Raw genomic sequence first — 12,751 nt, 5'->3', positions numbered from 1 at the left:
ATAATATTTTTACCTATGTTTCTATATTTATAGACCTATGCTTTAGGTAACAAGTACTTACCAATATAAATTAGTAACGTAAGGCTCTAAAAATCACTCTTAAAAGCACTATTATTCAGTAAAGCTGCTTTATTAAAAAAAAGTGTATTTAATAGGTAACTACGGTTATTCAAACATACAAAAAAAGCCCATATTAGGTGCTACCTAATATGGGCTTTTATACTCTCGCTAAATTATAAGCGCTTTATGCAAGCATTCTTATAAAGATAACTCTTTTTTAGCGCGAGTTAAGTTATGTGTTACAAGTGAATTTTTAGAAATTTGAACCGCTTCATATAAATCAGAAATACCAGCTGTATCTTTTTGAGCCTTAATACGCGCTACACCACGGTTACTTAATGCAAACGATGTAAGTTCACGTACTTTTAAACGCGGACCATGGCTTTGCTTAAGTAATGCAATTGCTTGTGTACAAATAGCTTCTGCTTCTTCGTAGTTTTTTGATTCAACATTTAAAGCACAGCTATTAAATGATTTTTCAAATGCGGGTGCTGCAGTTACAGAGTCTTCAATAACCATTAATTTATAGTCACCTTGTTTAGCCATTGCAGCAGCTGAGCAAGTTAATAATGAGCCAAGAGCGATGGTTTTTAAAAGTGTAAATTTCATGATTATATTCCTAATTAGTTAAGTCGTACTTGTTGCCGACAACTTAACTTTAGAGTGTTAGCTCAATTACCACAAACGATAAAAACAAACCTAATAAGTGAATAAATCTAACCTATAGACTTTAGTCTAACGCCTGTAAAAATACTGATTAATTACAATCAGTTAAAAACTATAAAAATCACTAAACAATAAATAACAGAATACAGTTTTATTATTTTTTAATAATACCAATTCGCTTAATTAAGTGATCTATTTTGAGGATGAAAAAACGTGTTGATAGCTAGGCAAAAAATTCGCTATTTGGTTGTTCTAAATGAGAATTTTTTAACGCAGGTAGCGACACGTTTAGCCCCGCAAAATGATTAAGTATTATTGCGGATTGGTATAACACAATACAAAGTTAATAAACACGAAAAAGCCGATGTTGGGGTTTAACCCAGCATCGGCTTTTTTTACTCTCGCTATTTTATATCATGCTTTAGTAAGCGCTTTATAAAACACGTTATAAAGGTTTTTTATAACGATAATTCTTCTTTAGCGCGAGTTAAGTTGTGCGATACCATCGTGCTGTTAGACAATTTTGATGCTTCGTATAAATCAGCAAGTGCAGCAGTGTCGTTATGCGCTTTTAAACGTGCAACACCACGGTTGCTTAATGCGAATGACGTAAGTTGGCGTACTTTAAATTTAGGGCCATCTGCGTCTTTTAAAAGTGCGATTGCTTTAGTACAAATTTCTTCCGCTTGCGCATAATTTTTTGACTTAACATTCAGTGCGCAGCTATTAAATGATTGCTCAAGTGGCTGTGGCGCTGTTGCAGTTTCAATAACCATTAATTTGTAATCACTTGCATCAGCTACTGCAGCAGCTGAACATGTTAATAGTGAGCTAAGAGCGATAGTTTTGATAAGTGTTTTCATGGTCATATTCCTGATTAGTTAAGCCGTGCTTGTTGCCGACAACTGAACTTTAGAGAATTAACACAAGCCAGACAAACGATTAAAACAAACCTAATAAGTGAAGAAAATTAACCTATAGACCTTAGTCTAATACGTTTAAACTTTTTCTATATATTTAAATAACTTACGCACCATCTTGTGTGCCTAAAATCGCTACTTTACGTTTTAAAATGTATATAATTATTTATGCTTTTATTTAGTCGATTTTATTTTGAGCAACTTGCTTAAGCATAGCTGAGTAACATTCAAACAAATTTATACATTTAATTACATGCAATACTAAGTTATGTATTTATAATTGCAGCTCTGGTAACTTTTCATCATTAATGGGTTAACTTTTTTGAAACACACACTTCCTCTTTTTGTTTTATTAAGCACGCTTTTATCATTTAGCCAAAATGCTAACGCAAGGCTTTTGCTCGGTAACAACATGCCTAACACCGGTATGTTTATAAAGTCAGAATTTAATGGCGATAGCAGCATTACATCTGCGGGTGTAGAAATGATGGTTAAGCAAAATTACAGTAACTTTGGTGTTGTTTTTACAAGCGCAATTGGCGCGGCAGTAATCGATAATAAACAAGGCGAGCAAGAAGAGTTTATAACTTGGGACAACGGAATGAAACTTGGTTATTTCAATGACTTTTTTATATACGCCGAGCTTGGCTTAGATCTGTTCGAACTCGCCTTTAAAAACGATAGAGGCGATAACACCTACCAAATAGAAAAATCGAACAACGACATAGACGGTTACGCAGGTATAGGTGCGGGTTATCACTTTAAGCCATTTAAAATAGAAGTATTTACTCGAGCACGCCAAATAGATGGCGACTACTGGGAAGCACAAGAACATATTTACAGCGGTGTGCAGCTCAGCTTTACGTTTTAATTGCCCTTTTGTTTTATAAGAAAAATAAAAAGCGTGTGAAATACAGCTATTTCACACGCTTTTTTAAAAATACATTTAACGGATAGTTTTGGCTACTTTACCAATACTCAAACCCTGAATTAAAATTGAAAACACCACAACCGCATAAGTAAGAGCCAATAAAATATCGCGCTCGTTCCCATCAGGTAATTGCAATACCAGTGCAACCGAAATACCACCGCGCAAGCCACCCCAGGTTAAAACTTTCCATGCGCCAGATGGCAACTCTAATTGCTTATTAAATGTAGTGGTTGTTATACCCACAACAATTAAACGTGCGAGTAACGCGATTAAAATTGTTAAGCCACCAGCAATAAACAAATTACTCGAAAATGCAATCATAACGACCTCAAGCCCTATGAGTACAAATAAAATGGCATTTAAAATTTCGTCAATCAGCTCCCAAAATAAATCAACGTAATGGCGTGTTTTGTCGCTCATAGCCATACTACGACCATGATTGCCCACCATTAACCCCATCATTACCATTGCAAGTGGCCCCGACAAATGCCAATGGCTTGCCAATGCATAACCACCAATAACGCCCGCTAAAGTAAGTAATACTTCTTCTTGGTAACTATCAATACTTTTAAGTAAGTAATATAAAATACCACCTAATACCAAACCAAAAACAATACCACCACCCGCTTCAACCGCCAGCGTGTGCGCTACATAATAAGTTGTAGGAATATCACCACTTGATAAAACACCCAATAAAAGCACAAAAATAACCACGCCTATACCATCGTTAAACAACGATTCACCCGCAATCACGGTTTCAATACTTTTAGGCGCCCCCGCAGATTGTAAAATACCCATTACCGCAATCGGATCGGTTGGCGAAATTAATGCGCCAAACAGTAAACACCAAATAAACGCTAAATCAAAACCAAGCAAAGGAAGTACTAAATAAAGCGCGCCTGCAATAATAACCGTTGATAGCAATGTACCAACACAGGCCAAAATACCTATTGGCAATTTATAGCGCCTTAAATCGCTAACATTTACATGTAGCGCCCCAGCAAAAAGCAGCATAGAGAGCATGCCATCAAGCAAAACTTCAGTAAAATCTAACTGATCGAGCAAGCTCACTTCGTAATCTATAAGATCATCAAACCCTAAAAAGCCCAAAAATATAGCGCCGATAGATAAAAGCATCGAAATAACCATAACGCCAATGGTTGTTGGCAAGCCAATAAAGCGATGGTTTACATAGGTGAGTAACGCGGTAATTGATAAAAATATCGCACTTATTTCAAGTACGCTTAGGCTGGTTCCTGGTGCCATGGTTTAAATCTCAATATTTATTTAATGATACCTTGCTCAAAACAAGCAAAGCAGAAGGGTTATTATTTTTTATACGGTTATCTCGCATTATATTCGCGTAGCCTAAACAAGCATACCCAAAATATTAATTATAAATACACACCCTACTCTATTAACGTATTTAAGGTATTAACTTACGCATTAAATAAAACAAAAAAGCCCATGTTAGGAATTAACCTAACATGGGCTTTTTTACTCTCGCTATTTTATAACATGCTTTTGGTAAGCACTTTATAAAGTGTTTATAAAGAAAGCTCTTCTTTAGCGCGAGTTAAGTTGTGCGATACCATTGTACTTGTAGACATTTGGTTTGCTTCGTATAAATCAGCAAGGCCAGCAGTGTCGTTGTTCGCTTTTAAACGTGCAACACCACGGTTGCTTAATGCAAACGATGTAAGTTGGCGTACTTTAAATTTAGGGCCATCTGCGTCTTTTAAAAGCGCAATTGCTTTAGTACAAATTGCTTCAGCCTCAGCGTAATTTTTTGACTTAACATTCAGTGCGCAGCTATTAAATGATTGCTCAAGTGGCTGTGGCGCTGTTGCAGTTTCAATAACCATTAATTTGTAATCACTTTGATCAGCCATTGCAGCAGCTGAACATGTAAGTAGTGAGCTAAGAGCGATAGTTTTGATAAGAGTAAGTTTCATGATTATTGTCCTGTTAAGTTAGTCGTACTTGTTGCCGACAACTGAACTTTAGAGAATTAACACAAAACCGACAAACGATTAAAACAAACCTAATAAGTGAATAAATCTAACCTATAGACTTTAGTCTAATACGTAACTATACGTACAACATTAATAAATATTTAGTAGTACAGCGGCTGAATAATCTCTTAAACCCGCATTTAGTTGCACCTATCGTGCAGTAAATATGACTTAAACACATAGCATGAATTAAGGCATTATCGAGCACAAAAATTACAAAACTGTTTTGTAAAAACAACAACAATAACCTCTATTTATTAATGAATCAGTAAACTAAACTAGCCAAATGTTTACATTATTGTATGTTAATTATGCTCATTAAATCAAAAAACGAAGATCTTGAAACATTTATCACTATTGCTAATACAGGTAGCTTTACAAGTGCAGCCAATCAGTTAGATACACAAGTCGCAAAAGTTTCACGTGCCATTACAAGGTTAGAGTGTGATTTGAAAGTAACTTTATTCAATCGAAGTACTCGGCGAATTGACTTAACTGAAGAAGGACAGCTGTTTTTAGAATATGTTACAGAAGGGTTGGATATAATTAGTAGAGGGGAAGAAGCACTTAATAATTTACAAAGTAACCCCGCTGGTAAGTTGAGGGTCGATGCCGCAAGCCCATTTTTATATCACCAGCTAATTCCGTATATAGAAGATTTTCAACTAGCTTACCCTGGTATTACACTCGAGCTATTGTCTAATGAAAGTATTGTTGACCTCATCGAAAAAAAGACAGACATAGCGATTAGAATAGGCAAACTCAGTGATTCTAACCTGTACGCTAAAAAACTCGGACTAAGCAAACTTCGTATTGTTGCAAGCTCTCGCTACTTGAACAAAAAAGGAGCCCCTACTTGTATTGATGATTTAAAAGAACACCAAATTATTGGCTTTGCAGATTCCCCAAAACTGAATAACTGGTTCTTAAAAGATACTATTAGTTTAAAACCATCTATTACTGCCACTAGCGGAGAAGCAATTAGGCAATTGTGTATAAATGGAAATGGTATAGCAGTGTTGTCAGATTTTATGGTTAAAAAAGATATTGAAAAACAAGTTTTAGTTGAAATACTGCCTAATTCTATTTTAAGCCCTAACCCCCGAGAAGATGTACATGCTGTTTATAATAAAAACTCAGTTCTCTCATCCAGAATCAGCGCTTTTATTGATTTTTTCTCTACAAAAATAAGCCTATAAAAAATGGGGCTTTGCCCCATTTTACTATTAAAAACTGTATTTAGCCGAAAACATTAATCGAGTCAGCTCTACATCAGACCCATTTTCTTGTTTATTGTTTGCATGCATTAACTCCACGCCAAAGGTTGTACTTACAGTCGGTGAATAAAGTAAATTTACATAACCAGAATAACTTGATTTATTAATCGCTTTATTAGAAATCATCGTTGGATTATCTGCCGTAATACCCGATAAAGTTAAACTAGAGCGTAGTTTCTCATTCCAAAAATGCCTATAAGCCATAAAACCAGACACCGTTCTAATGCGTTTGGTATCCCCTTCTGCGTTTAATGTTGCCGCATTAATGTAATTTAATGCTGCGTAGCGACCTAACCCTTCACCCGCTGTAATAGTAAATCGAAAGTCATCCATATTGCCTATGGGTAACTTACCGGCCAAACTCACCCCAAAACCGAATTCATCTGCTTTAATTTTGTCTTGGTTAACTTTGGAGTCCAAAGAAACTCTTCTAAAAACAGATGATAGGTTAAGTTGAGCATTATTTTCATTAAGGAAATTGTATCTCAATACAACATCAGGTAACCAGCCAGAGCCCGATGTTACCCTTGATTCAGTCTCTACACTCGTGAACGTGCTTTCAGGGTTTTCTAATGACACTTGAAACTTACCATTGGTATAACGTATTTGCCCTTGGCGTATAAATGGCGAGCCATCTGCTGCGCTAGAAAAATCTAAATTATCAGGCAAAACTGATGGATTTTGGAACGTTGACCAATTTTGCCCTATGGTCCATTTATCATAATTTAAATAAGCGAGCCTCAGCCGTGGAGAGTAGCCATTATCAATTCTTTCACTTCCATCAAAGTGCGTCATAAAGTCGAGCTCTATAAAGCCGCTGACTTTTACTCCATCAATATCATTCTGCGCTGCGATATTGAAACGACTTTCTCTCGCATGAAAATCTAAAACATTTTTACCATTGTTTGAATCACCTGAAATGGTGCCTGGTATGTAAGATTGCCTAGAAATCGAATTAGTATTTGGCGCGCCATTACTATAATGACTAAGCATTAAATCTGCTTTTATATAACCACCAATCGTAATGTCTGTTTGGTTAAGTGATGACGCATAAGCATTTGATGTAACTAATGCAGTAAGTGTAGCTAACAGGGTTGGTTTGATTTTTAAATAGTTCATAAATACCGCGACAAAGAGACTTATTAAGTGACTTTGTCGTTAATAAGGACAGCGCTTAGGTTAAGCGCTGATAATTAATAAAAGGGGTGAATTGATTAACCGACGGTTTAAGCGTATTTACTCAACGTCATTTACATTGATTTTGTAAATAGTAAACGGAGGCTTACTCGCGTCTTTCCCTTGGTTTAAGCTCGGTAAATTATGAAGCTGGTTAGCTACTACATATAACCAACCATCTTGGCTTAAGGCAACGCCATCAGGCCATGAAAGCTTTTCATCTTGTACCACCACGTGATAGCCATCTTCTTTTACAACACCAATGGCGCTATTTTCAACGTCAGTGACGTAAACATCACCATGCGCATCAACAGTAAAGCCGTCTGTACGTGGCTTGTTTCTATAAAATTCAATAAAGCCACTGAGTTGATCGTAGTTTAGTGAGTCATCAGCCAAGGCATCAGCCGGAATACGGTGAATAGTGGTGCCACCCATTGGGCCAAAATATACCCACTCTTGTTGAGGGTCGATAGCAATAGGGTTTAAGCCGTATTGATGATAAACAGCGTCACCTTTACTATCTGAATGAGCAACAATTCTGCCCTCTACAAAAATAGGTTTGCCATCTGATTGGAAAGACTCATGGTTTTCTAATGTGCGACGCACTTCACCTGTTTCTAGGTCCACTACTAAAATAGCGGGAGCTGGTGTAGTGCCTGTTTTTTTATCAAGTGTCATATCGGCCAAATAAGCACGATTACGTTTAGTATCTATAGCAATATCTTGAATAAACGAGTGTTTATCTACTACACCACTTGGAAAAACAATAGAACGATGTAGCTTATTAGCATACGTATCCCATCCTATTAATTTTGGCGTGTGTAGCTTGTTGCCCATATCTAGCACCCACAAAATACCATTTGTATCGGCTTTTATACCTATAGTAGATGCGATGCCTTTACCATGCTCGCCCGCTTTTCCGGCCCATTCTAAATTTGGGTAGGGTTTGGTTGAGCCATCAGCCAGTACTTCTCGCACATGTATATCTGGGTTGACCAATGCAGACATGGTCACTATTAATTTGCCATCTACAGTAAGTGTTGGATTACCCGGGCGAGCGTCTTCAAATTTAGCAACTAACTCTAAATCTGCAGCCATTACTGATGCTGAGCTAAGTGTGGTTGAAACGATTGCGGCAATAGCAAGTACATGTTTTTTCATTTTCATTGTATATCTCCAAAATTAATTATTTAGAAAGCTCTATAGTGAGCCCTCTTTTTTAAAGCAGGGAGATTATGTAAGGGTTTCTAAATGTTAAAAACGCTATTGTTGTTAAATCTATTTTGTTAAAAATGAAATAATAAAATTAAACTAATTCTTACTTATAGTGACTGAATAAGTTTTAATTAGGTGTATTCACTATTATTTTAATATGCTCGTTAATTGCAAAAAGTGAAAAAGAGTTTTGTGTTTTCAACTATCAATTATTCACGTTGTTTTAAATATAGTAGGCCACGCCATAGCAAATATGCTTTGCACCTCTAAAATTAAATACAAGGTAATAGCAATATGAAAGCACATAAAAAATTGAAAATAGCCACTGCTCTAAGTGCAGTACTTACACTTTCTGCAGGTGTTAACGCGGCTGATCAAGTACCTACCTCAAAGTGGGGGGCTGTTGATGAAATTGGCGCAATGAATTACATTACTCCAAGCTCAGTATTAACAGCATCAAAACTAATAAAACAAGGTAAAGTGTACAGTTTAGGCATGGCGGTAAATAAAGATACCCCAGCGTTTCGTCACCGTTACTTTGAAGTTCATACGTCGCAGCCTGAACCTAAAACATTTGGTACAAATAAATTTACTTATGTTGATGACCAAATTATCGGTTGGACCGGTGTAGGCTCTCAAATTAATGGCCTGGCGCACTATGGTCGCGACAACGTTCATTATAATGGCCATAAAGTATCTGATTTTATGACTGTAACAGGCGTTAAAAAACTCGGTCTAGAGAAAATCCCACCAATGGTTTCTCGCGGTGTATTATTAGACATGCGACCTTATTTTAACCAAGATATAGTGAGCGAAGGCACCACCTTTAATAAAAAAGAAATTGACGCAGTAGCCAAACAACAAGGCGTAGATATTAAAAAAGGCGATGTTGTTTTATTTTGCACTGGCTGGTCTGACTTAATGGGTAAAGATAACGAACGTTACCTTGCAGGCGGCCCAGGTATTGGCGTTGAAGGTGGTAAGTATCTTGCCGAAAAAGGCGTTATTGCAGTAGGCGCCGATAACTGGTCATCTGAAGCAGTTCCACATGAAGACCCTAGTCTTTCATTTCCTGTGAACCAAATGATGGCTACCAACTACGGCGTGCACGTGCTTGAAAACATTTTGTGTGACGACCTAGCAAAAGATCAAGCATGGGAATTTATGTTCGTACTTGGCCACCCTCTATACGAAGGCTCTACTCAGGTGCAAATTAATCCTGTCGCTATTTTGTAAAACCCATTTAGACATAGTTATTTGACGGTAAACGAGATGCAACCACATCTTGTTTGCCGCTTTTGTGGCTTCCCTTCCCCTTTTATACTAGCCAATACCCCATGCTCTGAACCCGCATAAAATTTGCCGTTTTAACAGCTTTATTAAACGCACTACTCAGCGCCTTACTTTATTGAAAATAACAAGCCAACATTTTTACTTTTGCATTTTTAACAAAATTGTTTTGAGAAATACGCTGTGTTTCTTCTCCTTAAATTAGATGAAAATTACCCCACATTAATTATTTGAGGAACTACAAATGCCTTTAGCATTATTGGCGCTTACATTAAGCGCATTCGCTATAGGAACAACTGAGTTTGTAATCGTTGGCCTAGTACCAACTATTGCAGCAGACTTAGGTGTTTCACTACCATCAGCAGGCTTATTAGTCAGCTTATATGCACTCGGTGTAGCTATTGGTGCGCCAGTGCTAACAGCATTAACCGGTCGTTGGAATCGTAAATCAGTTTTATTGGTTTTAATGGCTTTATTTGTCGCAGGTAACTTACTTGCTTGGCAAGCCCCAAGTTATGAAACCCTTATAGTGGCTCGAATCCTAACAGGGTTGGCTCATGGTGTGTTTTTCTCTATTGGTTCAACCATTGCAACGAGTTTAGTTGCTAAAGAAAAAGAAGCCAGCGCAATCGCAATCATGTTTACGGGCTTAACCGTAGCCTTAGTTACCGGTGTACCTTTAGGTACATGGATCGGTCAAGAGCTGGGCTGGAGAGCAACATTTTTAATCGTTTCTATATTGGGCTTAATCGCACTCATTGGTAGCGCAATTCTTGTACCATCAAACTTAAAAAAAGCGGTACCCGCAAAAATCTCAGAGCAACTAAAAGTGCTAACACAGCCTAGATTACTTTTAGTTTACGCCATTACAGCTGTCGGCTACGGCGGCACTTTTGTGGCCTTTACCTATTTAGCCCCAATTTTAGAGCAGGTTTCTGGTTTCGAATCCAGTTCAATTGGCTTAATTATGCTTGTTTACGGAATTTCAGTAGCAATAGGCAATATTTGGGGCGGAAAACTGGCTGACCGCATAGGACCAGTAAAAGCGTTAACAGGTATTTTTAGCGCACTCGCTATTGTTCTTTTTGTATTTACATTTACAGCTGGCAGTCAAATTGGCGCTGTTTTAACACTACTAATTTGGGGCGCTTTCGCTTTTGGTAACGTACCAGGCCTGCAAGTCTATGTTGTACAGCTAGCCGAAAAACACACCCCTAACGCTGTAGATGTCGCATCTGGTTTAAATATAGCAGCTTTTAATGTCGGTATTGCAATTGGCTCAATCATTGGAGGTGTTGTTGTAGAAGACATGGAGTTAATGGACACACCTTGGGTAGGCGCATCAATTGTTATATTTGCCATTATATTAACACGACTATCGGGGTTTCTAGATTCACGTGAACAAGTGAAAGCTATTTAAATTTAATCCCGAATTTTTTCTTCCTGAGAGACTGATTATGACTATTGATAAATTAAAAAACTTGGGCTTTTCAATTGGCGTTGAACTGCCATTAGACAATGACTGGTCAAGAGATGGCCAAAAAAAACGTATTAAAGAAGGCAAGCCTTTTGGTGTGCCTGATATGTCACAGCATAAAGAGCGGATTATATTAGCCGACGAGCTTGGGTTTAGTACTGCATGGGTAAGAGACGTGCCACTGTATGACCCTAACTTTGGCGATGCTGCACAAGTATTTGAAGCGTTTACATACTTAGGCTACTTAGCGGGTATTACAAAAAATATTTTACTAGGTACTGCGGCTGTTGTTCTGCCATTAAGACAGCCTTGGCTTGTGAAAAAATCAGCGAACACAATGGCTGAACTAAGCAATAACCGCTTAATTTTAGGTGTAGCAAGTGGTGATAGACCCTCAGAATATCCTTTATTTAATGTTGATTACGCCGCTCGTGGCCAGCTTTTCAGAGAAGCTATTGAGGTGTTAAAGGATGAGTCTGATTCTAAATTACAACCAGGGCAAAAAATATACCCTCAAGTGCCGCAATACCCTATTTACGCCGCAGGCCTTGCACAACAATCGCCGCAATTTATAGGTAAAAACCTCGATGGATGGTTAGCGTATCCAGGTATACCTGACGATCATGTAAAACGTGTAGCCCTATGGCGAAGTGTTGCTGGTGATAAACCTTATGTGAGCTTTATCCATTTAGATTTTGTAGACAACCCAGATGCACCAATTGAAAGACACCACTTTGGGGTTAGAACCGGAGTCAATGGCTTAATAAAAGAGCTAAACAGCATGAAGGCTGCTGGCGTAGATCATATTGGCCTTCACTTTAGACGCAATGAATTAAACATCGAACAAAGCATGGCAGACATAGCAAAAAATGTCTTACCCGTTTTTCATAAATAAAGGACACGTAATGAACATAAATTTAAACACAATGCCAAAATTAGGTATGGGTACTTTTCGCTTAGAAGACGAAGTGGCTTACAACTCTGTAAAAATGGCTTTAGAGGTTGGTTATAATCATATAGATACTGCACAAATTTATGGTAACGAAGCGCAAGTAGGCCAAGCTATTAGTGACAGCGGCGTAGCTAGAGCCGATATTTTTATCACTACAAAAGTATGGAATGCTAACTTAAACAAAGCATCATTCATTGATAGTGTTAAAGAAAGCCTAAGTAAACTGCAAACTGATTATGTAGATTTGTTATTGATACACTGGCCATCTCCAGAGAACAATGAACCGATGGAGGAATATTTAGGCGAGCTAGTTAAAGCTAAAGACCTAGGCCTTGCTAAAAATATTGGCGTATCAAATTTCACTATTGACTTGCTTAAACAAGCTATGGCTATTTTGCCTAACGGTGAAATTTTTACTAACCAAGTAGAAGTACACCCTTACTTAACAAACGAGTCATTACGTGAATTTTGCAGTGAAAATAACATTCATGTGACAGGTTATATGCCATTTGCTGTTGGTAAAGTTCTCAAAGATGAAACCATTATTGATATTGCCAGCAGTCATAATAAGGCGCCTTCTGAGGTTGTTATCGCGTGGGCACTTGCGAATGGATTAACAACGATTCCTTCATCAACTAAAAGAAGTAATCTGATTACAAATCTAACTGGCCCTGAGTTAACACTCAGTGCTAAAGAAATAACCGCGATTGATCAATTAAATAAAAACGATCGCCAAGCGTCACCCGACTTTTCTCCACAGTGGGATAACTAA

At 37.6% G+C, this 12,751-nt stretch carries 12 protein-coding genes; 6 read left to right on the top strand and 6 right to left on the bottom strand.

The annotated features are described in order from the left end of the window. Positions 1-258: 258 nt before the first annotated feature. Positions 259-669, bottom strand: coding sequence for a hypothetical protein (locus tag BW142_RS05560; RefSeq protein WP_076924185.1), 411 nt, complete (start codon positions 667-669; stop codon positions 259-261). Between the two features lie 515 nt (positions 670-1,184). Then, positions 1,185-1,589 carry a hypothetical protein gene (locus BW142_RS05555; protein ID WP_024600636.1) on the bottom strand — a complete coding sequence of 135 codons (405 nt, stop codon included), beginning with the start codon at positions 1,587-1,589 and terminating at the stop codon, positions 1,185-1,187. 379 nt (positions 1,590-1,968) lie between these two features. Here BW142_RS05555 and BW142_RS05550 point away from each other — a divergent pair, with 379 nt between their 5' ends. Continuing rightward, positions 1,969-2,517 carry a hypothetical protein gene (locus BW142_RS05550; protein ID WP_024600635.1) on the top strand — a complete coding sequence of 183 codons (549 nt, stop codon included), beginning with the start codon at positions 1,969-1,971 and terminating at the stop codon, positions 2,515-2,517. Positions 2,518-2,592: 75 nt separating this feature from the next. Here BW142_RS05550 and BW142_RS05545 read toward each other — a convergent pair whose 3' ends face one another. Continuing rightward, on the bottom strand, positions 2,593-3,843 hold the full coding sequence (locus BW142_RS05545; protein ID WP_024590868.1) for a sodium:proton antiporter: 1,251 nt from the start codon (positions 3,841-3,843) through the stop codon (positions 2,593-2,595). Between the two features lie 281 nt (positions 3,844-4,124). Further along, positions 4,125-4,532: a hypothetical protein gene (locus tag BW142_RS05535; RefSeq protein WP_076924183.1), complete on the bottom strand. Its 408-nt coding sequence runs from the start codon at positions 4,530-4,532 to the stop codon at positions 4,125-4,127. A gap of 371 nt (positions 4,533-4,903) precedes the next feature. On the opposite strand from BW142_RS05535, the gene BW142_RS05530 reads away from it, so the two are divergent. Then, positions 4,904-5,791, top strand: coding sequence for a LysR family transcriptional regulator (locus BW142_RS05530; protein ID WP_076924188.1), 888 nt, complete (start codon positions 4,904-4,906; stop codon positions 5,789-5,791). A gap of 27 nt (positions 5,792-5,818) precedes the next feature. On the opposite strand, the gene BW142_RS05525 is transcribed toward BW142_RS05530, so the two are convergent. Next, positions 5,819-6,988 (bottom strand): DcaP family trimeric outer membrane transporter, encoded by a 1,170-nt coding sequence (locus BW142_RS05525; RefSeq protein WP_076924182.1) that lies wholly within the window; start codon positions 6,986-6,988, stop codon positions 5,819-5,821. Between the two features lie 117 nt (positions 6,989-7,105). Further along, a complete protein-coding gene (locus BW142_RS05520) occupies positions 7,106-8,212 on the bottom strand; it encodes an L-dopachrome tautomerase-related protein (protein WP_076924181.1) in 1,107 nt (368 codons plus the stop codon). 342 nt (positions 8,213-8,554) lie between these two features. Between BW142_RS05520 and BW142_RS05515 the strand changes: the two genes are divergently transcribed. The 4 genes from BW142_RS05515 to dkgB all read left to right on the top strand — a co-directional run bounded on the left by BW142_RS05515 (position 8,555) and on the right by dkgB (position 12,751). Beyond that, positions 8,555-9,496, top strand: a complete 942-nt coding sequence (locus tag BW142_RS05515) for a cyclase family protein (protein ID WP_076924180.1) — start codon at positions 8,555-8,557, stop codon at positions 9,494-9,496. 298 nt (positions 9,497-9,794) lie between these two features. Continuing rightward, on the top strand, positions 9,795-10,970 hold the full coding sequence (locus tag BW142_RS05510; protein ID WP_076924179.1) for an MFS transporter: 1,176 nt from the start codon (positions 9,795-9,797) through the stop codon (positions 10,968-10,970). 37 nt (positions 10,971-11,007) lie between these two features. Next, complete coding sequence (locus BW142_RS05505) at positions 11,008-11,922, top strand: LLM class flavin-dependent oxidoreductase (protein WP_076924178.1); 915 nt, start codon at positions 11,008-11,010, stop codon at positions 11,920-11,922. A 10-nt stretch (positions 11,923-11,932) separates the two neighbouring features. Beyond that, complete coding sequence (gene dkgB, locus BW142_RS05500) at positions 11,933-12,751, top strand: 2,5-didehydrogluconate reductase DkgB (RefSeq protein ID WP_076924177.1); 819 nt, start codon at positions 11,933-11,935, stop codon at positions 12,749-12,751.

It is taken from the genome of Pseudoalteromonas sp. EB27 (assembly GCF_001974875.1).
Taxonomy (GTDB): Bacteria; Pseudomonadota; Gammaproteobacteria; order Enterobacterales; family Alteromonadaceae; genus Pseudoalteromonas.
Note: the sequence above shows the minus strand (reverse complement) of the source record. Positions and strands in the feature narration are given on the sequence as shown.

What these genes read in the sequence shown, in the direction of transcription:
- BW142_RS05560 (WP_076924185.1), bottom strand. Translation starts at nt 669, where the DNA reads ATGAAATTTACACTTTTAAAAACCATCGCTCTTGGCTCATTATTAACT.
- BW142_RS05555 (WP_024600636.1), bottom strand. Translation starts at nt 1,589, where the DNA reads ATGAAAACACTTATCAAAACTATCGCTCTTAGCTCACTATTAACATGT.
- BW142_RS05545 (WP_024590868.1), bottom strand. Translation starts at nt 3,843, where the DNA reads ATGGCACCAGGAACCAGCCTAAGCGTACTTGAAATAAGTGCGATATTT.
- BW142_RS05535 (WP_076924183.1), bottom strand. Translation starts at nt 4,532, where the DNA reads ATGAAACTTACTCTTATCAAAACTATCGCTCTTAGCTCACTACTTACA.
- BW142_RS05530 (WP_076924188.1), top strand. Translation starts at nt 4,904, where the DNA reads ATGCTCATTAAATCAAAAAACGAAGATCTTGAAACATTTATCACTATT.
- BW142_RS05525 (WP_076924182.1), bottom strand. Translation starts at nt 6,988, where the DNA reads ATGAACTATTTAAAAATCAAACCAACCCTGTTAGCTACACTTACTGCA.
- BW142_RS05520 (WP_076924181.1), bottom strand. Translation starts at nt 8,212, where the DNA reads ATGAAAATGAAAAAACATGTACTTGCTATTGCCGCAATCGTTTCAACC.
- BW142_RS05515 (WP_076924180.1), top strand. Translation starts at nt 8,555, where the DNA reads ATGAAAGCACATAAAAAATTGAAAATAGCCACTGCTCTAAGTGCAGTA.
- BW142_RS05510 (WP_076924179.1), top strand. Translation starts at nt 9,795, where the DNA reads ATGCCTTTAGCATTATTGGCGCTTACATTAAGCGCATTCGCTATAGGA.
- BW142_RS05505 (WP_076924178.1), top strand. Translation starts at nt 11,008, where the DNA reads ATGACTATTGATAAATTAAAAAACTTGGGCTTTTCAATTGGCGTTGAA.
- dkgB (WP_076924177.1), top strand. Translation starts at nt 11,933, where the DNA reads ATGAACATAAATTTAAACACAATGCCAAAATTAGGTATGGGTACTTTT.